The sequence below is a fragment of the Flavobacterium sp. UBA5153 genome, assembly GCA_002413745.1.
In the GTDB taxonomy this organism is placed as follows: Bacteria; Bacteroidota; Bacteroidia; order Flavobacteriales; family Flavobacteriaceae; genus Flavobacterium.
Window position 1 is genome coordinate 1 of sequence record DHXP01000021.1, and the last position, 20,447, is coordinate 20,447.

19 protein-coding genes are annotated in these 20,447 nt (G+C 33.9%); 15 read left to right on the top strand and 4 right to left on the bottom strand.

The window, feature by feature from the left end; genetic code table 11:
• Nucleotides 1–255: 255 nt before the first annotated feature.
• Nucleotides 256–792, top strand: a complete 537-nt coding sequence (locus B2145_RS04570) for a hypothetical protein (protein ID WP_291098853.1) — start codon at nt 256–258, stop codon at nt 790–792.
• Nucleotides 793–859: 67 nt separating this feature from the next.
• Here the strand turns inward: B2145_RS04570 and B2145_RS04575 are convergent, their stop codons facing one another.
• Complete coding sequence (locus B2145_RS04575) at nt 860–1,210, bottom strand: 4Fe-4S dicluster domain-containing protein (RefSeq protein WP_291098855.1); 351 nt, start codon at nt 1,208–1,210, stop codon at nt 860–862.
• A gap of 180 nt (nt 1,211–1,390) precedes the next feature.
• Here B2145_RS04575 and B2145_RS04580 point away from each other — a divergent pair, with 180 nt between their 5' ends.
• The 13 genes from B2145_RS04580 (at nt 1,391) to B2145_RS04640 (ending at nt 15,751) form a co-directional block, all read left to right on the top strand.
• A complete protein-coding gene (locus B2145_RS04580) occupies nt 1,391–2,473 on the top strand; it encodes an acyl-CoA reductase (RefSeq protein ID WP_291098858.1) in 1,083 nt (360 codons plus the stop codon).
• 93 nt (nt 2,474–2,566) lie between these two features.
• The gene (gene serC / locus B2145_RS04585) at nt 2,567–3,637 is read left to right on the top strand and encodes a 3-phosphoserine/phosphohydroxythreonine transaminase (protein ID WP_291098861.1); all 1,071 of its coding nucleotides are present in this window, start codon (nt 2,567–2,569) and stop codon (nt 3,635–3,637) included.
• A 127-nt stretch (nt 3,638–3,764) separates the two neighbouring features.
• Nucleotides 3,765–4,715: a D-2-hydroxyacid dehydrogenase gene (locus B2145_RS04590; protein ID WP_291098864.1), complete on the top strand. Its 951-nt coding sequence runs from the start codon at nt 3,765–3,767 to the stop codon at nt 4,713–4,715.
• Between the two features lie 120 nt (nt 4,716–4,835).
• A complete protein-coding gene (locus B2145_RS04595) occupies nt 4,836–5,270 on the top strand; it encodes a DUF6146 family protein (RefSeq protein ID WP_291098867.1) in 435 nt (144 codons plus the stop codon).
• A 32-nt stretch (nt 5,271–5,302) separates the two neighbouring features.
• A complete protein-coding gene (locus B2145_RS04600; RefSeq protein WP_291098870.1) occupies nt 5,303–5,608 on the top strand; it encodes a DUF6787 family protein in 306 nt (101 codons plus the stop codon).
• Between the two features lie 92 nt (nt 5,609–5,700).
• Entirely contained in the window at nt 5,701–6,393 is a 693-nt protein-coding gene (locus B2145_RS04605; RefSeq protein WP_291098874.1) for an ABC transporter ATP-binding protein, read from the top strand.
• A 109-nt stretch (nt 6,394–6,502) separates the two neighbouring features.
• On the top strand, nt 6,503–7,267 hold the full coding sequence (locus B2145_RS04610; protein WP_291098877.1) for a TIGR02757 family protein: 765 nt from the start codon (nt 6,503–6,505) through the stop codon (nt 7,265–7,267).
• Nucleotides 7,268–7,576: 309 nt separating this feature from the next.
• Nucleotides 7,577–7,945, top strand: coding sequence for a response regulator transcription factor (locus B2145_RS04615; RefSeq protein WP_291098880.1), 369 nt, complete (start codon nt 7,577–7,579; stop codon nt 7,943–7,945).
• A 31-nt stretch (nt 7,946–7,976) separates the two neighbouring features.
• Nucleotides 7,977–9,080, top strand: coding sequence for a hypothetical protein (locus B2145_RS04620; RefSeq protein WP_291098883.1), 1,104 nt, complete (start codon nt 7,977–7,979; stop codon nt 9,078–9,080).
• A gap of 2 nt (nt 9,081–9,082) precedes the next feature.
• Complete coding sequence (locus tag B2145_RS04625; protein WP_291098889.1) at nt 9,083–10,507, top strand: glycosyltransferase family 2 protein; 1,425 nt, start codon at nt 9,083–9,085, stop codon at nt 10,505–10,507.
• A gap of 20 nt (nt 10,508–10,527) precedes the next feature.
• On the top strand, nt 10,528–12,957 hold the full coding sequence (locus tag B2145_RS04630; protein WP_291098893.1) for a sulfatase-like hydrolase/transferase: 2,430 nt from the start codon (nt 10,528–10,530) through the stop codon (nt 12,955–12,957).
• Nucleotides 12,954–14,219, top strand: a complete 1,266-nt coding sequence (locus B2145_RS04635) for a YaiO family outer membrane beta-barrel protein (RefSeq protein WP_291098896.1) — start codon at nt 12,954–12,956, stop codon at nt 14,217–14,219. Before B2145_RS04630 ends, B2145_RS04635 begins: the two co-directional genes overlap by 4 nt.
• A gap of 182 nt (nt 14,220–14,401) precedes the next feature.
• Nucleotides 14,402–15,751 carry a DEAD/DEAH box helicase gene (locus tag B2145_RS04640; protein WP_291098899.1) on the top strand — a complete coding sequence of 450 codons (1,350 nt, stop codon included), beginning with the start codon at nt 14,402–14,404 and terminating at the stop codon, nt 15,749–15,751.
• Nucleotides 15,752–15,817: 66 nt separating this feature from the next.
• Here B2145_RS04640 and B2145_RS04645 read toward each other — a convergent pair whose 3' ends face one another.
• The 3 genes from B2145_RS04645 to B2145_RS04655 form a co-directional block, all read right to left on the bottom strand.
• Nucleotides 15,818–16,930: a lactonase family protein gene (locus B2145_RS04645; RefSeq protein ID WP_291098902.1), complete on the bottom strand. Its 1,113-nt coding sequence runs from the start codon at nt 16,928–16,930 to the stop codon at nt 15,818–15,820.
• Between the two features lie 35 nt (nt 16,931–16,965).
• A complete protein-coding gene (locus B2145_RS04650; protein WP_291098905.1) occupies nt 16,966–17,796 on the bottom strand; it encodes a BRO-N domain-containing protein in 831 nt (276 codons plus the stop codon).
• Nucleotides 17,797–17,882: 86 nt separating this feature from the next.
• Complete coding sequence (locus B2145_RS04655; protein WP_291098908.1) at nt 17,883–18,266, bottom strand: hypothetical protein; 384 nt, start codon at nt 18,264–18,266, stop codon at nt 17,883–17,885.
• Nucleotides 18,267–18,451: 185 nt separating this feature from the next.
• Between B2145_RS04655 and B2145_RS04660 the strand changes: the two genes are divergently transcribed.
• The gene (locus B2145_RS04660; protein ID WP_291098911.1) at nt 18,452–20,380 is read left to right on the top strand and encodes a vWA domain-containing protein; all 1,929 of its coding nucleotides are present in this window, start codon (nt 18,452–18,454) and stop codon (nt 20,378–20,380) included.
• The last annotated feature ends 67 nt before the right edge of the window (nt 20,381–20,447 follow it).

The following is a 20,447-nucleotide window of genomic DNA, read 5'->3' on the forward strand; positions in this document are numbered from 1 at the left end:
CTTATTTGTTCGGACAGCTATGTAGTTTAATACACTTTTGATAATAAACTGAATGGCTTTTTCAGATCAAATCAATTATTACTTCCATTTATGTCCATAATACAGATGAAATTTAATTTTTTTTTCAGATTGTAATTTTTTTATATAATTACTTGCAAATCAATTTTATAACATGTGAATTATGTAACGATTTAAAATAATTGTACAACTTTTAAAGCCTAAATTTGTAGTATGTTAATTTTTAAATTAAATATTATGAAAACTATAATTTTAGGAATGGCTGCTTTTTTATTTTCATTAAATATTCAAGCACAAAATAAGAATGTGAAATCAGAAGTCAAAACCACTGTTACAACAGTGAAAGATTCTGAAGGAGAAAAAAAAACAATAAAAACCCAAGAAGTTCAAGAGGTTCAACATATCGAATTAAAAGATGCCGATTCTAATGTTTTGAATAAAGAAATGAAAGAAACTCCTGTTCAAGTAACTAAAACCACCGAAATTACTGCAAACGGTATTACAAGAGTAATTGATGTAGACAGATCTGCCTATTATAATTTAAATGGAAAAAAATATCAGGTTACCGCTGATCAAGGGGGTTATACCATGTTTTTTCCTGAAGGTAAAAAAGCGGCAATTTTAAGAAAAACATCAAATAATAATTATATTTATAAAACAAAAAACAATACCTCGTTTGGCTATTTTGATGCCAATGGAAATCTGGTTTTAGAAACATACGATGACAAAACCGATAAAGTAACTGTTACAACTTATACTATTATCAAACAGTAAGAAGTCATATAAAGCAAAAAATCCTGAGCTATTCACTCAGGATTTTTTTATGCGAATTTTTATGAATTTATTCATTATGCATAAAAGCTTTTCTGTTCAATAACGTCTCTTCGGTCTCTACGTGATTTTCATCTGGAATACAGCAATCCACCGGACAAACGGCGGCACATTGTGGCTCGTCGTGAAAACCTTTACACTCGGTACACTTTCCAGGAACAATGTAATAAATATCGTCTGAAATTGGCGTTTGGGCTGCATCTGCATCCACTTCTTCACCAGAAGGTAAAATTACTTTTCCTTTTAGTCTTGTCCCGTCCTTATATCTCCAATCGTCTGCTCCTTCGTATATTGCAGTGTTTGGACATTCTGGTTCACAAGCACCACAATTAATACATTCGTCTGTTATTATAATTGCCATTTTAATTAAGGATTTATGTCCCGATAGCTATCGGGATTAGATTTATAATTTTTTTACTAGATATAAATGTAACTAAAATCTTTTGTCTAAAGTCTATTTTTTAATATCTATTGTCTATAACTTATTATAGCTTATTTTTGCACAATATTACAATCAAAACTTTTCATATACAAATTACTTATGTTCGAAAACAACAAAAAAAGATATTTTATTGAATTAGAGAAATTTTTAAGCCAGTTTTCTGAAGAAGAAAATGTCAAAAATCCCGCTGTTTTGTACAACGATTTGTTTTTTGATGATTTTGTTAATTTAATCCAACTCTCGCAATCACACAACGGTTGGTACACTCCGGAAAATGTCCATTTTTCCATTCAATCTTGGGCAACAGCCTTGACTGAAGAAAACTTGGATAAATGGCTTTCTGCATATAATCTTCCCTTCGACTGCGCTCAGGGTGACAAAGCAACAAATTGTAAAAATGCAGGTCTCATTCTTGCCGGAAACATTCCGCTAGTTGGATTTCATGATTTCTTGTCGGTTTTAATTTCTGGTCACAACGTCTTAATAAAAACATCATCAAACGACCAGTTTTTGTTGCCTTTCTTGGCGAAATATTTAATCGCAGTTGAACCTGAATTTTCCAATAAAATCACTTTTGTCGAAGGAAAATTAGAAAATTTCGATGCCGTTATCGCAACTGGAAGCAACAATACGGCGCGTTATTTTGAATATTATTTCAAGGACAAGCCGAGTATCATCCGAAAAAACAGAAATTCGGTTGCTATCTTAAACGGAAAAGAAACCAAGGAACAATTAATCGCTTTGGGCGAAGATATTTTCAGGTATTTTGGATTGGGATGCCGCAATGTTTCCAAACTTTTTGTTCCAAAAGGCTATTCGTTTAATGCTTTTTTTGAAGCTATTTTTGAGTACCAAGATGTCATTCATTATGAAAAATATGCTAATAATTATGATTACAACAAGGCAGTTTTCTTGATGAGCAATTACAAATTATTGGACAATGGTTTTTTGACATTAAAAGAGGACATGAGTTATGCCTCTCCAATTTCAAGTGTTTTTTACGAATTTTATGATTCAATCGAAGATTTGCAAATTCGGTTGCAATCAGAAAGCGAGCAAATTCAATGCATCGTAAGCAATAATCTCATAGAAAACAGTATTGATTTTGGAGAAACACAAAAACCAAATTTATGGGATTATGCAGATAATGTAGATACTATATCGTTTTTGTTAACAATATAGAATAAAATTGGGAAATTATTCCGAATTATTTAACGCTTATTCAACTCTGATTTCCGAAATTTGCAACTTAATTTTTTGGATATAAACTACACCATGAAAAAACACAACTACAGCGCAGGACCTTGTATTTTACCACAAGAAGTTTTTGAAAAATCGGCTCAAGCGATATTAAATTTTAATAATTCTGGCTTGTCTATTTTAGAAATTTCGCACCGAAGTAAAGACTTCGTTGCTGTTATGGACGAAGCACGTGCATTGGCAATTGAACTTTTAGGACTGGAAGGCAAAGGTTATCAAGCTCTTTTTCTTGCTGGCGGAGCTAGTTTAGAATTCTTGATGGCTCCTTATAATTTAATGAAGGAAAACGGAAAAGCGGCTTATCTTGACTCGGGAACTTGGGCAAGTGCAGCAATTAAAGAAGCCAAATTTTTTGGAGAAACGGTTATTGTTGCTTCTTCTAAAGACGAAAATTACAATTATGTGCCTAAAGGCTACACTGTTCCGGCAGATGCAGATTATTTTCACTGCACGAGCAACAACACTATTTTTGGAACTCAAATGAAGGAATTTCCAAATTTGGATATGCCAATGGTTTGCGATATGAGTTCTGACATCTTTTCAAGAGTCTTGGATTTTTCCAAATTTGACATTATTTATGCCGGCGCACAAAAAAATATGGGTCCAGCAGGAACAACTTTAGTAGTAATTAAAGAAGAAATTCTTGGCAAAAACGGTCGTAACATTCCAAGTATGTTGGATTATGCAAAACATATTAAAGCAGAAAGTATGTACAATACACCTCCTGTTTTTTCAGTTTATGCTTCTTTATTGACATTAAAATGGTTGAAAAACCTAGGTGGAATTGCCGCAATTGAAAAAATAAACAATGCAAAAGCAGCTTTGCTTTATGCAGAAATTGATAGAAATCCATTATTCAAAGGAGCTGCAGTTGTTGAAGACCGTTCGAATATGAATGCGACTTTCTTGTTGAATGATCCATTACACGCCGATACTTTCAACGCAATGTTGAAAGAAGCCGGAATCATTGGATTGCCTGGACACCGTTCAGTAGGTGGTTTCAGAGCGTCAATGTACAATGCCTTGCCATTGGAAAGTGTGCAAGTTTTGGTGGACGTGATGAAAGAACTAGAAAAAATAATTTAAAGATTCAAAGATTGAATGATTAAAAGATTTGAAAAAAATCAATTTTATCACTCAACTTCTACATTAAAATAATCCAGATTGAATCTTTAAATTTTTAAATTATTCAATCTTTAAATTTAAAAAAAAAATGAAAGTATTGGCCAATGACGGGATTTCAAAAAGTGGAATTCTAGCTTTAGAAAAAGATGGATTTGAAGTTATAACAACAAAAGTGGCGCAAGAACAAGTGGCTAATTTCGTAAACGAAAACAACGTAAGCGTAGTATTGGTGCGAAGTGCAACCAAAGTTCGTAAAGATATTATAGATGCCTGTCCGGGACTAAAAATTATCGGTCGTGGTGGTGTTGGAATGGACAATATCGATGTTGATTATGCGAAAAGCAAAGGGATTCACGTAATCAACACACCGGCTTCCTCATCAGAATCTGTGGCAGAATTAGTTTTTGCCCATTTGTTTTCAGGGGTTCGTTTCTTGCATGATTCTAACAGAAATATGCCTCTTGAAGGCGATACCAATTTTGACGGCTTGAAAAAAGCGTATGCAAACGGAATCGAATTAAGAGGAAAAACCCTTGGAATTGTTGGAATAGGACGTATTGGTCAAGCTACGGCAAAAATGGCCCTTGGTTTGGGAATGAAAGTAATTGCTGCTGATATGTTTATCCCAAAAGTAGACGTAAAAGTGGAATTTTTTGACGGACAATCCATCACAACTACAATCGTTTCACAACCATTGGAATCATTATTCAAAGAAGCCGATTTTATCACGTTGCACGTTCCTGCCCAAGATGGTTATATCATAAGTGAGAAGGAATTAGCAATTATGAAAGACGGCGTGGGCATTGTAAACTGTGCTCGTGGCGGCGTTATTGATGAAGTGGCATTGGTAAAAGCATTGGATAGCGGAAAAGTTTTATTTGCCGGATTGGACGTTTTTGAAAACGAACCAACTCCAGAAATGGCGATTTTGATGCATCCAAAAATTTCTATGACACCACACATTGGAGCTGCAACCGGAGAAGCTCAAGATAGAATTGGAACAGAATTAGCACAACAAATAATCAGTTTGTTAGGTTAGACATTCTGAATTGAACAATAACAAGTAAGAGGTTGCCCCCAAAAGACAGCCTCTTTTTTTATGTTAAAAACGTAATAATCAATTCTTTATTTTCGTAACTTTATAATTCATATTTTTACCATGAAAAATACTGCTTACATAATAGCTTTTGTTTTCTTTGCTATTATTGGTTGCACAACTTCAAAGTCAACCATAACAAGCACAGACAAACCATTGTCCACCCAGAAAGATACCGTTCGAATTGCCAATGACGAACTGCAATATGAAGTCATTATTATTGATCCAGGTTTTAGCACTTGGCTCGCCACAAGAGCATATCCTCGAAGTTATCATTCACAATCCTATTTAGAAAGCAAAAACAGAATTTATGTCAGCGAATGGAATAATCGTGTTATGCAACCTCATCGATATAGTCCCAATTTATATGAAATGACCATCAATTATGATCCTAATGTTGACTATGGTTATGAAGTGAATTATTTGATATATAATTATATGATTTATTTCCAAAACACCTACAAACAAAATCTCGATGGCTATGTTCCAATGAGATAATGTTACTACCTTTGTAGTCATTTCAAAGCAAGATGGGGAATTTAAAAAAACGTTGGGGAATTACTTCCAATTTTCAATTTGTTATTATTTTTGTGGTTTTTGCCATAAATGGTTCTTTATCTGCAAAAATTTCTGGTTTTGCGATGAGTTATTTTGGCATAAACAATGAAAACACCCATTGGATTCTTTATTATCTAGTTTTAATACTTTTGGTTTTACCCTTATATCCTTTCTTATTAATGTTCTTTGGCTATCTTTTTGGTCAATCAAAATTCTTCTTCCCGTTTTCAAAAAAAATGTTAAAAAGTATGGGATTGGGATTTTTGTTCCAAGAATAAAAAAGATTAAAGCTTGAATAAATAAAACACATCAAATATTTTTTCGAAAAAATACCTAAAATCTTTGTTTCTTTGTGGAAACTGTTCCAATAATGATTCACGCAAAAAACATCCATAAATATTACGACCAACTTCATGTGCTAAAAGGAGTTGATTTACACATCCAAAAAGGAGAAATCGTTTCCATCGTGGGTGCTTCAGGTGCCGGAAAAACAACACTTTTGCAAATTCTCGGAACATTGGACAAACCAAGCCCCCCAATCCCCGAAGGGGGAGTAAACACAGAAAACGGAGTAGAATTACGCATCAACAATCAGGATATTTTGACCATGAATGACAAAACCTTATCCAAATTCAGAAACTTGAATTTAGGTTTTATCTTCCAATTCCACCAATTATTACCTGAATTCACGGCATTGGAAAATGTTTGCATTCCTGCTTTCATTGCCAATAAATCCCGACACGAAACTGAAATCGAAGCAAAAAAACTTTTGGATTATCTCGGACTTTCGCATAGAATAAACCACAAACCCAACGAACTTTCTGGCGGAGAACAACAACGTGTAGCAGTTGCTAGAGCTTTAATCAACAAACCATCCGTCATTTTTGCCGATGAACCTTCAGGAAATCTCGACACCCATTCAGCCGAAAACCTGCACCAATTATTTTTTAAATTACGGGACGAATTTGGACAAACCTTTGTAATAGTGACTCATAACGAGGAATTGGCCAATATGGCCGACAGAAAATTAGTGATGGTGGACGGGCAAATTAGTGGCCTGTAAGCAGTGTTCGGTTACCAGTAATCAGAAATAAAATCCGTTTAAATCAGTGTTTTTTTGTCATCTCGAGCGCAGTCGAGAGAAGCAAATCCATAACATCCGTGTACCAATTATGAATTTATCCGAACTCAAATCCTTCCTCGACGATAAGGTTGAATTGTACAACAATCCCAATTTCATCGAAAGTGACCCCATCCAAATTCCGCATTTGTTTTCGCAAAAAGAGGATATCGAAATTGCTGGTTTTTTGAGCGCAACAATAGCTTGGGGCAACCGAAAAATGATTGTGAAAAATTCACACCAAATGATGGATTTCATGGGAAATGCACCTTACGACTTTGTGATGTCGCATACCGAAGACGATTTGGAACGACTGGAATCCTTTGTCCACCGCACGTTCAACGGACAGGATTTCTCCAGTTTTATAAAAGGTTTGCAAAACATTTACATAAACCACGACGGACTTGAGGCTGTGTTTTCAAAATACCAAGAAGAAAACAGTTTACAAAAAAACATCTCCGAATTCAAACAACTATTCTTCGAAATTCCACATCAATATCGAACCGAGAAACACATTTCTGACCCTTTAAAAGGTTCGGCGGCAAAAAGAATTAACATGATGCTGCGGTGGTTTTGTCGCCAAGACAGCAAAGGCGTCGATTTAGGAATTTGGAAAAGCATTTCGCCTTCACTCCTATCTTGCCCGCTCGATGTTCATTCGGGAAATGTGGCTAGGAAATTGGGTTTGCTCACCCGAAAACAAAACGACGGAAAAGCTTTACTGGAATTAGATTCTCAATTAAGGCTTCTAGATTCTAATGACCCGGTAAAATACGACTTTGCACTATTTGGTTTAGGAGTTTTTGAGAAATTCTAATTTTTTTATCAACCTAAAACACTTATTTCTTCCTTTTTAAAACTAGTAAAGTCTTGGACTAAAATTATTTTTTAATACTTATAAATAATAAGTATTTATTTATTTATTTATTTATTTATTTATTTATTTATTTATTTATAAAATAAATTATGCATTTTGTCAGTTTTTTTGTATTTCATCGATTGTTTGTAAAATATTTTATATTATATTTGATACATAAATCTCCAATACTACAGTTGTTCAAAATAAGAATACTGGATGAACATAAATTGAGTATTTAATTATTACCAGAACTAAAATCATCAAACAATGAGTGATGCAAAAAAAATTGTTCTAGCAGAAGATAATTCAATTCTTTCATTATTACTGAAGTTCAGACTGGAAAAAGAAGGATATAAACTCCTAATTGCTTTAGACGGAAAGGAAGCAATTGAATTAATAGAAAAACACAATCCCGATTTGATTTTGACTGACATTATGATGCCTTTTATCAGCGGATTAGAAGTAATTAGTCATGTAAGAAACAAATTAAATAGGCAAACTCCCATTATTGTTTTTTCAGCAGCCGGACAGGAGGAAATAGTACTTAAAGCCTTTAATTTGGGAGCTACTGATTTTATGAGCAAACCTTTTAGTCCCAATGAATTGGTAATTAGGGTAAAAAGATTGTTGCTTTAATATTTTAAATAAATTCCTCGAGGTAAGTAATATGAACAAAAATCAATATTTTATTGAATATTTCAAACAAACACCACCCATTATCCAATTGGCATGGATCATAAGTGGTGTTTTCCTTGTATTTATTTCCCTTTTAATAATTTACCTGAAATATTTAAGAAGCCATTTGAGATATAATGAAAGAGTCGAGGCAATATATCAAAAGAAATATGAATCCTATCTTATAACCTATTTGTATGCTGGAAATGAAGGGGAAGAAATCAGTTCAGAACAACAATTAATCATCAACGAATTAAAAAATTATATAGCTGACCCATATAAAAGAAAGATTGTAATTTCAACATTGTTGAAATTAAGAAATGAAATATCCGGAGAAATGGCTGAATCTATTGAAAAACTCTATTTTCAAACCGGACTTATAACTTATGCATTATCTAAACTGAGAAGTAAAAAATGGGATGTTGTTGCTAAAGGAATCAGAGAACTTACGCAATTTCATGTAAAGAAAGTTCATAATGTAGTTATGACTAATATAAACCATCCTAAAAGAGAAGTTCGTAAAGAAATGCAATTGTACTTGGTTAATTTGTTTTATTTCAAGGGACTTGAATTTTTGGATGTTTTACAAACCCCCTTATCAGAGTGGGACCAGATTCAATTATTGGAAGTGCTTCAAAAATTTGATGATCAGCAAATTCCTGATATCAAACCATGGTTGAAGTCTTCAAATGATTCTGTAGTTATTTTTGCTTTAAAACTTGCTGAAATTTACAATCAGTTTGAGGCAAAGGATGAGCTTATTGACCTGCTGGACCATAAGAACGAGGAGATCAGAGTTGATGTAATTTATGTGTTAGGTCATTTGAATGTCACAGAAGCCAAGAAGGTTTTAAAAAGTAATTTTAATGAACGCAGTAAAGAGGAACAAATTGCCTTTTTTAAAATAATGGAAAACATATATGAGAGCAGTGATGAACCTTTTTTACTGGAACATATCCACCACGAAAATTTTGAAATTAAACTCTTGGCACTGAAAATTTTGAAAGTTCTTAATATTGATACATTCAATATTACCAAGAATATGTCATCAGAGCCTGAATTCATAAAAATTGTTAAATTCATAGAAAATAATTAATTATGAATACAATACAAATTATAATACTTATAATTCGTTATTTATTTTTTATATATACTTTAGCCATAATAGTATCCTATATCATATTAGCCGTGATTTCTGTTATTGAAACGGTTGATTATATGAAAAAAAATAGCTTTGTTAATTACAATGAAATATTATCTTCAACTATTTCTCCTTCCATTTCAATTATTGCCCCAGCCTATAATGAAAGCTTAAATATCATAGAAAATGTACGATCCTTATTATCGAACCATTACGCGAATTATGATGTGATTATTATAAATGACGGGAGTAAAGATGATAGTCTGGATAAGCTTATCAAAGCCTATGAACTCATTCAGGCAGATTACCTTATCAATGAACAAATTCAAACAAAACCACTGAGAAAAGGTGTTTATAAATCAACCAATCCTGCATTTGAAAAACTGATTGTGGTTGATAAAGAAAATGGAGGAAAAGCAGATGCTTTGAATATGGGACTGAATATAAGTAACAACAAATATGTTGCTTGCATAGATGTAGATTGTTTATTGTTGGAAGATGCACTTCAAAAAATGATAAAACCTTTTTTAGAGACAACAGATACCAAGGTAATAGCTGCCGGAGGGGTTATACGAATCGCGAATTCATGTAGTATTAAAGATGGAAAGTTACTCGATGTGAACTTACCTGGAAAAATGCTTGAAAAAGGACAAATTCTAGAATACATAAGAGCTTTTTTATTGGGGAGAATGGCCTGGAGCAGGCTCAATGGTTTGTTGGTGATTTCGGGTGCTTTTGGTTTGTTTGATAAAAAAATTGCAATTGAAGTAGGTGGCTACGACATAAATACCGTAGGAGAGGATATGGAGCTTGTTGTGAGAATGAGAGGATATATGGAAGAGCAAAAACAAAAATATAAGGTGGCCTATATTCCCGACCCCCTTTGTTGGACAGAAGCTCCTGACAATTATAAAACATTTATTTCCCAAAGAAACAGATGGACTCGTGGTACTATCGAAACGCTGAGAAAACATCGAAAAATCGGATTTAATCCAAAATACAAATTCTTGGGACTTTTAAGTTATCCTTATTGGTTTTTTTTCGAAAGAATGGCACCAGTTATAGAAGTTGTTGGGATACTATATTTTGGAATTCTTATAGCGTTTAAGGAAGTGAGATGGGATTATGCACTCTCCTTTATTATTTTAGCTTATTTGTTTATAATCCTGTTTTCGATAGTGGCCATTATTTCAGAAGAACTCACTTATCATCAATATAAAAAGAAGGGTACGGGTTTTAAATTAATTATTACCGCTCTTTTGGAACCTTTTGTTAATCACCCATTTATTTTATATGCGGCAATTAGAGGAAATATAGATTACTATTTTAACAAAAAAAAGAAATGGGGAGAGATGACCAGAAAAGGTATGTCTAAAGCCTAAGAAATTTAAGTATGAAAAAAATGAAAACAGGGTCTTTTTTCAATAACGGTTATATATACATCTATTTAACTTTTTCGTTGGTAGCTACATTTTGGTTGATAAGCTTTTTTGAAATTTACGCCACGGCATCAAATGGGTTGGAAATGCAGCACATTGGAACCACTTTGGCATATAAATTACTCAATGATTTTTGGACTGGATTAGTTATTGGCTTATTGTTTTTGCCTTTATATCTGGCAAGTGTTTTTATTAAAAAACCTTGGGATAAACTTGTAATTAAAGTGCTGTTTTCTTTAATCGTAATAGGACAATTTGCCTTAGTAAAATATAGCCTTACCACTCTCATAAATCTGGGAGCAGATATCATGGGATATTCTACAAGTGATATGTATACTACAGTCACTGCTTCCGTATCATTTTCGTATTTATATTTTTTACCTTTCATTATGTTCCCAATGCTTTACCTGGGCATCAATACCATTTTTAATAGGTACACAAATAAGCGACAAATTTATATTATTTCAGGCTTTTCAGTAATTCTTCTTGGTGGTTTAAAGCTTATTCTTCCTGATGTGTCTGATGCTATATATCAAAACAAGATGTATTTTTTGACTAGCGACATCATACGAATTCAAAATGATAAAAATCTAACCAATATTGACAATATCGTCTATAAAAAGGAATATCCTTTGTTGAAACCTTTTAAGGATACAAAAGACGTATTAGCTCCTTTTTTTGAAATTCACGACGAAAAGCCAAATATCGTATTCATCATTGTAGAAGGATTAGGCAGTGAATTTATTGGAGAAAACGCTTATAGAGGATTTACGCCTTACCTTGATTCCTTGATCCCAAAATCACTGTATTGGGAAAATTTCGTGAGTAATGCAGGAAGAACCTTTGGCGTAGCACCATCATTGTTGGGATCGTTACCCTTTGGAGAAAAGGGTTTCCTGGAATTAAATCCTTTGCCATCTCATATTTCCCTTATCAGTGTTTTGAAAGCAAATGAATACACCACTTCCTATTATTGCGGGGATGATTCAAGTTTTGACAGGAAAATTAATTTTTTGGAATACAATGGGATTGATAATGTCATAGACGTAAATAAATTTGGACCAGGCTATGTTAAAACAAAGGAAAATTCCGGAGGCTTTTCCTGGGGATATCCCGATGCTGAAATCTTCAAAAAGACATTGTCCGATTTAGATGGCAAAAAAAAGCCCCGATTGGATATCATAATGACTCTTTCGACTCATGAACCCTTTGATTTTCCATCAAAAAAAGAGTATTTAAAAAAGGTGGACAGTATTTTAAATTCAAATCAATCTTTAGGCGTTGAAAAAAATGAAATAAACACCTACAAAGATATTTTTGCTGCCATTCATTATGCCGATAATTCCATTAAAGACTTTATGGAGGCTTACGCCAAAAGGCCGGAATATAACAACACCATTTTTATCATTACGGGAGATCACAGGCTGATACCGGTAGCGCAGAAGGATAAATTATGCCGCTTTCATGTGCCATTGTATATTTTTAGCCCCATGTTGAAGAAACCCGCAAAATTCAAATCCATCTCTTCACATTCTGATGTGACACCCAGTTTAGTTTCTTTTTTGATGAACAACTACAAATTCAACAAACCGGAAAAAACACCTTGGCTAGCCCAGGGACTAGATACGGCGAGACAATTTAGAAATATTCACAGTATCCCATTGATGCGAAGCAAAGGGAGCATTAACGATTATATTTATAAAAACTATTTGTATTCTGACGGCGAGTTATTTAAAATAAATCCGGATTTTGAAATTAATAAAGTTAATGATGATGCTATGTTAAAAACCATCTCAGACTCCTTGAACAATTTTAAAAAATTAAATGTCTATTTAACCAAAAAGAACAAAATCATCCCCAATTCTTTGAATATCTATACTAAACCAGCTGTTCAATTTTCAAAAGAAGAGCTGGCAATAATAAATGAATTATCCAAAGGATTAAATTTTGACCAAACTTTTATTGTAGCCAGGGATTTAGCGATTAAGAAAGACTACAAAAAAGCAAGATTATTGTGTGATTTTATTTTAAATGAGCAACCTAATTATTCCGAAGTACGAACTCTAAAAGGGAGAATACTGGCTTGGGGAAGAAATTATAAGGGTGCCGAATCCGAATTGTTAAATGCGATCAAAAGAACTCCTTTCGAAAATGATGGTTATTTAGCCCTAATGGATGTTTATTGGTGGTCAAACCAGAATGGAAAGGAAATCGCAATAGCCCAAAAAGCAATCGATAATGGAATTAAAAACCCTGAGATTAATTATAAACTGGCGGAGACCTACAAAAGAATGAATGATCTTGACAATGCAAATAAAATCATAGGTACTCTTTTGAAATTATATCCTGAGAATAAAATCTATTTAACTTTTAAAAAATCCTTAAAAGCATGATTTCAAAAATAATTATTAAGTTTTCTTTTATATTGGCATTTTTATGTGTCTCTCAAATGTTTAGCCAAGAAAAGATTTACAATGGAAATCCGGACACTTCTTTCGAAACTGCGCGTAATTTAGCTTTCAACCAGCACCGCAAACAGGCACAAGACACTTTGCTGTTTATTTTGACAAAATATCCTGACTATCACGATATTCGTTCTTTTTTGGCAACCACCTATTCTTGGGATGGAGATTATAAAAAAGCAAGAAAGGAGTTTGCCTATATTTTAGAGAAAGATTCCAAAATAAAAGACACCTGGATTGCAGCAATTAAAAATGAATTATGGGGAGATATGCCATTTATCGCTTTGGAAATGACGACTGAAGCCTTAAAAATTTTCCCCGCTGATGCCGAAATAGTCTACTTGAAGGCAAGTGCGCAAGAAAAAACAAATAATCCGCTGGAAGCATTAAGTACGATTCAATCCGTATTGGATAAAAACCCAGACGATCAAAATGCCAAAGACTATAAAGTCAGTTTAAACAAAGCACTTAGACAAAATTCCATTGGAATTAAAACAGCCGTGGATTTGTATTCGAAAGTCTTTGATCCAATGCAATATTATACCCTAAAATACAGCCGACAAACAAAATATGGAAGCATCATTGGGAGTGTGAATTTTAACAGACGATTCAATGAAAATGGAAAGCAATTTGAAGTTGATTTGTACCCTAAAATTTCAAAAGGATTCTACGCCTATCTTAATATTGGTTTATCAAATTCTTTTCTGTTTCCAGACATAAAATATGGTGCGGAATTGTACAAGTCGTTGCCAAAAAGTTTTGAAGCTTCTCTTGGATTCCGAACTTTAAAATACACTACTACAACGAATATCTATACCGGTTCTATAGGCTGGTATAATGGAAATAGTTATTGGTCATTTCGCACTTATTTAACTCCGGGAGACTCTGGAATCAGTAAATCAGGCACTTTAACATACCGAAAATACCAAAGTGATGCAGAAAATTATGTGGGAATTTCTTATGGTATGGGATTTTCGCCCGAAATTAACCAGTTTGATTTTAGTGGAAATGAAGCAACAATTGTCGACCTAAAATCACAGAAAGTCAATCTTTCCTATTATTTCACTTCCTCCAATAAGCGAAACGCTTGGGGAACACAATTTGGAGTTACCCACCAAGAAATAAGCTTTGATCAAGGTAATTACTTCTGGATTTATTCGCTTTCTTTATTATGGGACATAAAATTTAAATAAAAAAATTAGACTGGTCAAATAAATAAAATGAAAATTTCTGGTCATTCCCAAGTTGGTTTTAAGGCTAAACGTTTTGCATAGAAAATACTCTTTCTTGCTTTATCAGCTAAAAATGAGGACACTATAATTGCAAACACCACTATCCTTAAAAAAACCGTACCTTTGCACAAAATTTACGTTTTATGACCACTTTCGAACAATTCAATCTTCCAAAATCAGTACAAAAAGCAATCGACGAATTAGGATTTGTAACGCCAACTCCCATTCAGGAAAAATCTTTTTCGGTGATTATGTCTGGCCGTGACATGATGGGAATTGCACAAACTGGAACAGGTAAAACATTTGCTTACCTATTACCTTTATTGAAATTATACAAGTTCACGCCTACGCATACTCCAAAAATTGTTATTTTGGTTCCCACTCGTGAATTAGTAGTTCAAGTAGTCGAGGAAGTCGAAAAACTGACCAAATATATGTCGGTTCGTACTCTCGGTGTTTTTGGTGGCGTGAACATCAATACACAAAAAAAAGCCGTTTTTGAAGGAATCGACATTCTTGTAGGAACCCCTGGAAGAACAATGGATTTGGCATTGGACAATTACATTCGATTTGATGAAACCCAAAAATTAGTCATTGACGAATTCGATGAAATGCTCAATTTAGGATTTCGCACCCAGTTGACTTCCTTGTTGGCAATGATGAAAACCAAGCGTCAAAACATCCTTTTTTCAGCAACAATGACGGATGAAGTGGATGCTGTGTTGAATGACTTTTTCGATTATCCGGAAGAAGTCACACTTTCCGCTTCGGGCACACCATTGGAAAATATCACCCAAATTACCTATAACGTTCCCAATTTCAACACAAAAGTCAATTTGTTGAAGCATTTGTTGCAAAATGACGAGAGTATGAGTCGTGTCTTGGTTTTCGTGAACAACAAAAGGATTTCGGATATGCTTCACGAACGAATCGAAGAAGATTTCGACGGTCAATTTGGAGTAATCCACTCGAATAAATCCCAGAATTATCGTTTGAGCACGATGGCTTCTTTCCAAGAAGGGAATCTTCGTGGTCTAATCACCACGGATATTATGGCGAGAGGTTTGGATATTTCCAATATTACGCACGTTATCAACTTTGAAGTTCCCGAATTTCCAGAATTATATATGCACCGTATTGGTCGAACCGGTCGTGCCGATGCCACCGGAACCGCCATAAGTTTTATCACGCCTCGTGAAGAAGATTTCAAAATTGGTGTGGAATTGTTGATGAATATGGAATTAGAAATCCAAGATTTTCCTGTGGAAGTCGAAATTTCATCAAAACTAATCGAACCCGAAAAAGACAGACAGCCAATTAAGTTTTTGATGAAGAAAGCAAAACTGGATGGTGATGGAGCATTTCAAGAGAAAAGTAAAAAGAATAAAAAAGTCAATTTAGGAGGTCCTGGAGTAACCAAAAAGAAAACACACGGTTCTGTCAATAGAAATATGTTGAAAAACCAAGCCAAGAAACGCAAGGATAAAAAATAAAAAAGATAGTTGCAGATTCGCAGATTTTTACACTAATTTAAAATCTGCGAATCTGCGGTTATCAAATCAAATCTTCGTAAAAACCAGACAAACCGGCGAACACAAAGTAATCCTCTTTCCCGTATCTGTAAGGCTTCCCGTGATTTTATCTCTTTTAAAAATCACTACATCATTTGTATATTGATGCGCAACCAAAAGAAAATTTCCTGTTGGATCAATGGCGAAATCACGAGGACCTTTCCCCAAGGTAGTGGTTCGTCCTTTTGATTCTAATTTCCCGTTTTTTAGAATTTTGAAAATCGAAATATCATTTGCCGTTCCTCGATTTGTGGCATATAGAAATTTTCCGTCTGGCGAAATACGGATAGCTGCCGAACCAATATCCCCTTTGAAATCTTTTGCTATAATCGAAGTTTCGTCCAATTTTTTCAACATTCCGTTAGCATAACTAAATGTTGTCAAAGTGCCATCTAATTCCTCTAATACATAAACAAATTTCCCGTCTTTACTGAAGGTTAAATGTCGTGGTCCACTCCCTGCTTTAACGGCAACACTATCCTTGATTTTTAATACTTCACTAGCCGAATTTGGATTGTATTGATATAAATACACATAGTCTTTTCCTAAATCATTGGACAAAATATATTTTTTATCCGGTGAAAAATAAACCATGTGCACGTGCGGACTCTCTTGTCTTTTGGCGTTAATTCCTTTTCCAAAATGTTGTACCACTTGTTTAGCTTCGGTTATGCTTCCGTCACTATTTTTACCAAAAACCGAAATATTCCCGCCGGAATAATTGGCTACAATAACGTTTTTGTCATCATTGATGATATAACAAGGATCGGCTCCTTTTGAATTTTGAGAATTAATAAAGTCTAATTTTCCCGTTGTATGGTTAAATTTAAAAGAACTCACCGTACTTTTCTGACCATCCTCATTTGCAGAATAGATAAATTTGCCATCTCCTGAAACTGTCAAATAACTAGGATTTACAATTTTTTCAGAAGTGTTTTTTAAATGCGATTGAGCAGTGTTCGAATTAAAATCATAAACATAAATTCCTTTGCTGTCACAAGTATTGGTATAAGTTCCAACAATCAAATTAAATTTGTTTTCTTGTGCCTGCATAGCGCTTAAAGCGAAAATGGAAAGAAGAATGACATACGCGTTTTTCATATTATTTTTTTTTTGAAGAGCTAAAGTAAGTAATTTTATTCATTCTTATTTTTGTTTTCCAAAAGTGTTTTCGCAGAAATACTCGTAACCACTTTTTTACCCGTTTTGGCTTCCAGTTCTTTCAAGGCTACTTTGGCAACATTGCCGCCTTGTTGGGCCACTTTTTGACTTGCTTTAAAATTCTTTGGGTTTACCGCTTGTGAAATATCTTTGGTCGAAGCTTCGGCTAACATATTCAAGATTAATTCGGTATTGCTCATATTATCCCGAAGGTTTTCTTTTTTCAACCCTTTCAAAATTTTATATTCTTTGGTTGTTTTTTCAGACCAAGCCTTGGTAATAATATCGGTTAATATGGCAAATTGTGCACCTTCTTTTAATCCTTTGCTTTTCCATTCATCGGTAAGTTCTTTTCTGATTTCAATGCTTTTTAAACGCTGATTAATCCAATTTTCAGAATAACCCAATTGCAAATAATGCTGCAAAGCCCTGTCAATTCCAATTTCTGGATCCTGCATTTCGTCTAGTCGTTCGCTACCCACTTGGGCTAACCAAAGCTTGAAAGGTTCCGCTTTTGGTGACGGAATGGATTGAATGATTCTAAAAATATCTTTGGTATCTCCTGCTAATGTTTTTCGTTTTTTGCCATTGGTCAGCATGGTTACCTGGGGACAATTTGTCCCTATGTAGCTTCCTAACTCTACATCCCTTTTTCTAATTTTCTTTAAATAATCCGTTGGATTTATAGAATCTGTCAATACTGCTACAACATCAACAATGGAAAAATACCATTTTTCTCCCTCCTCATTCCATAAAGAACGAACTTGCTTTTGTTCAAAAAGTTGTAACGCAGTTTCTTGTGTCATAATTATTCCATTATATATAATATTATTATACTATAGTTCAATCTGTTACTTAAAATCAATACTCTGTAAATCAAACACTAATGAATTTATTCTGCACTGTCTGATTTTCCAAGTATTATAAAACAATTCTCATTAGCTTTTTCACTTATAATTAATTCATCAAAATTGTCATTAAATTTAAAAACGTATAATTCAGAAATTAAAAACAAACTGCTTTCTTCTTCTTTATTAGAATTTAAAAAAGATAAATTCTGATTTTCAATTTTCCAAATCAGATTTTCTTTTCGTCCTGGATAAGTAATAAGTAAAGTTTGATCAGATTTGAATTCAACATTAGTACAAACATTTTTATTTATTTGTATTCCATCACAGGAAGAAACACAATTTATCCATTTACCGATTACTTTTTCACTTTGTGAATACGATTTAAAAGAAAGTATTATCAAGAATATAATAGCAACTTTTTTCAAAATATTAAATTTAAATATTGTTAAACATTAAACACAAACCTCTTCTAAATATCATTTAATTGATAAAAAAATAAGCTTTTGCCAATTTCATTCCTCAAATATAATCTAAATTCCAACAAAATCTGAAATCCAATTTCTAATCCCGAAAGCTTTCGGGACTAAAATCAAAATACTATCTTTGAAAAATGCAATTCAAACACCCAGAAATCCTATATTTTCTATTCTTGCTGGTGATTCCGGTTCTGGTTCATTTGTTTCAATTGCGGCGTTTCAAAAAAGAATATTTCACGAATGTTCGTTTCTTGAAGGAGCTTTCCATCCAAACCAGAAAGAGTTCCAAAATCAAGAAATGGCTGCTTTTAGCCACTCGTTTATTGTTGTTAACCTGCATTATTATCGCGTTTGCACAACCTTTTTTCAAAGCCAAAGACACCAAAAACAGCTCCAACGAAATGTATATCGTTTTGGACAATTCCTTTTCGATGCAGGCCAAAGGAAAAAAAGGGGAACTCCTGAAAAGAGCCGTACAAGAATTGCTCGAAAACATGCCTGAAAACCAAACTTTTTCGCTGATTACCAATTCCCAAACTTTCTGGAACACGGATATAAAATCAATCCAAAAAGAACTGCAAAACCTGAAATACAGCCCCTTTCCGTTCCAACTGGAAAGCGCAATGGTGAAAATAAAATCCAGAAAATCAGTTTTCAACAAAGATATTGTCGTTATTACTGATGCTATTGGTTTGGAACCAAAACAATTGAAAAGTATCGACAAAGATTTCAACACCTATTTCATTATTCCGAAAGCGGAGCATAAAAATAACGTCTCCGTCGACAGTGTTTTCATCCATCAAACTTTGGATGATTTCTATGAAATTGGGCTGAAATTATCGGCTTATGGTGAAGAAACAAAGGACATCCCGGTGGCTTTATATGACCAACACAAACTGGTTGCAAAGACCTTGACCAAGTTTGGAGGCAAGCAAAAAATAATCTATTTCACTATTCCGAAAAAAGATTTCCTCGGTTATGCTTCCATCACCGATAACGGATTGGAATATGACAATACCTTATTTTTCAGCATTTCTAAACCCGAAAAAATCAACGTAATCAGCATTGGCACACCAGAAAAAAGCAACTTCCTTTCCCGAATTTACACCAACGACGAATTCAATTACAGTAATTTCGCGATTGGTTCTTTGGATTACAATTCGCTCGAAAAACAAGATGCCATCGTGTTGAATGAACTGGACGAAATTCCGCAAGCACTTCAAACCACCTTGAAATCATTTTCGAAGAAAGGCGGCAATCTCGTTGTCATTCCTTCGGCTACAAATTCGACAGCAAACCTGAATCAGTTTCTGATGATTTTTGGTTCCATCCAATTCAAATCTTTGGAAAACAAAGAAAAATTGGTGACCAAAATCAACTTCAATCATCCTTTATTTAGTGGCGTTTTCGAAAACAAGATTGATAATTTCCAGTATCCAAAAACAAAAACTTCCTTTGAAATATCCAGCTCCAACCCAGCGGTGTTGTATTATGAAGGCCGAACCGCCTTTTTGACCTCGATAAACAATCCAATCACGTCAGTCTATGTTTTTGCAGCGCCAATAAATTTGGAGAATTCAAATTTTCAGCAATCACCCCTGATTGTGCCCACCTTTTATAAAATGGCATTGAACAATCAAAACAAGGGTGTAAATGCGCTGACAATCGGAAATAACTATCCGTTTTTAGTCGACGTGACTTTGTCAAAAGACGAAATTTTGAATGTTAAAAATGATAATGAAACCTTTATCCCAATTCAACAAATTCTGAATAATAAGGTAAAATTGACTTTCAATGATTTTCCGGAACAAGCCGGGAATTTTGGAATTTACAAACAAAAAGAGTGGTTGCAAAACATCAGTTTCAATTATAATAGAACCGAAAGTAATTTGGCTAAAGCCAATGAAAATCTACTTTCCGACCATAAAAAAATTGATTCCATTACCACCGTTTTCGACACCTTACAAACCAGCAGAAATGACAATCAAATTTGGAAATGGTTTGTTATCTTTGCATTGCTTTTTCTGGCAACCGAAATGGCAATTATACGTTTCGTGAAGTAAAAACGAGATTCAAATAATTAAACAAGTACTATGAAATGAGCAAAACGAAAATTCGACCCAACAACGA

Bases quoted from the DNA above. Each gene is read 5' to 3' on its own strand.
- B2145_RS04570 (WP_291098853.1), top strand. From the start codon at position 256: ATGAAAACTATAATTTTAGGAATGGCTGCTTTTTTATTTTCATTAAAT.
- B2145_RS04575 (WP_291098855.1), bottom strand. From the start codon at position 1,210: ATGGCAATTATAATAACAGACGAATGTATTAATTGTGGTGCTTGTGAA.
- B2145_RS04580 (WP_291098858.1), top strand. From the start codon at position 1,391: ATGTTCGAAAACAACAAAAAAAGATATTTTATTGAATTAGAGAAATTT.
- serC (WP_291098861.1), top strand. From the start codon at position 2,567: ATGAAAAAACACAACTACAGCGCAGGACCTTGTATTTTACCACAAGAA.
- B2145_RS04590 (WP_291098864.1), top strand. From the start codon at position 3,765: ATGAAAGTATTGGCCAATGACGGGATTTCAAAAAGTGGAATTCTAGCT.
- B2145_RS04595 (WP_291098867.1), top strand. From the start codon at position 4,836: ATGAAAAATACTGCTTACATAATAGCTTTTGTTTTCTTTGCTATTATT.
- B2145_RS04600 (WP_291098870.1), top strand. From the start codon at position 5,303: ATGGGGAATTTAAAAAAACGTTGGGGAATTACTTCCAATTTTCAATTT.
- B2145_RS04605 (WP_291098874.1), top strand. From the start codon at position 5,701: ATGATTCACGCAAAAAACATCCATAAATATTACGACCAACTTCATGTG.
- B2145_RS04610 (WP_291098877.1), top strand. From the start codon at position 6,503: ATGAATTTATCCGAACTCAAATCCTTCCTCGACGATAAGGTTGAATTG.
- B2145_RS04615 (WP_291098880.1), top strand. From the start codon at position 7,577: ATGAGTGATGCAAAAAAAATTGTTCTAGCAGAAGATAATTCAATTCTT.
- B2145_RS04620 (WP_291098883.1), top strand. From the start codon at position 7,977: ATGAACAAAAATCAATATTTTATTGAATATTTCAAACAAACACCACCC.
- B2145_RS04625 (WP_291098889.1), top strand. From the start codon at position 9,083: ATGAATACAATACAAATTATAATACTTATAATTCGTTATTTATTTTTT.
- B2145_RS04630 (WP_291098893.1), top strand. From the start codon at position 10,528: ATGAAAACAGGGTCTTTTTTCAATAACGGTTATATATACATCTATTTA.
- B2145_RS04635 (WP_291098896.1), top strand. From the start codon at position 12,954: ATGATTTCAAAAATAATTATTAAGTTTTCTTTTATATTGGCATTTTTA.
- B2145_RS04640 (WP_291098899.1), top strand. From the start codon at position 14,402: ATGACCACTTTCGAACAATTCAATCTTCCAAAATCAGTACAAAAAGCA.
- B2145_RS04645 (WP_291098902.1), bottom strand. From the start codon at position 16,930: ATGAAAAACGCGTATGTCATTCTTCTTTCCATTTTCGCTTTAAGCGCT.
- B2145_RS04650 (WP_291098905.1), bottom strand. From the start codon at position 17,796: ATGACACAAGAAACTGCGTTACAACTTTTTGAACAAAAGCAAGTTCGT.
- B2145_RS04660 (WP_291098911.1), top strand. From the start codon at position 18,452: ATGCAATTCAAACACCCAGAAATCCTATATTTTCTATTCTTGCTGGTG.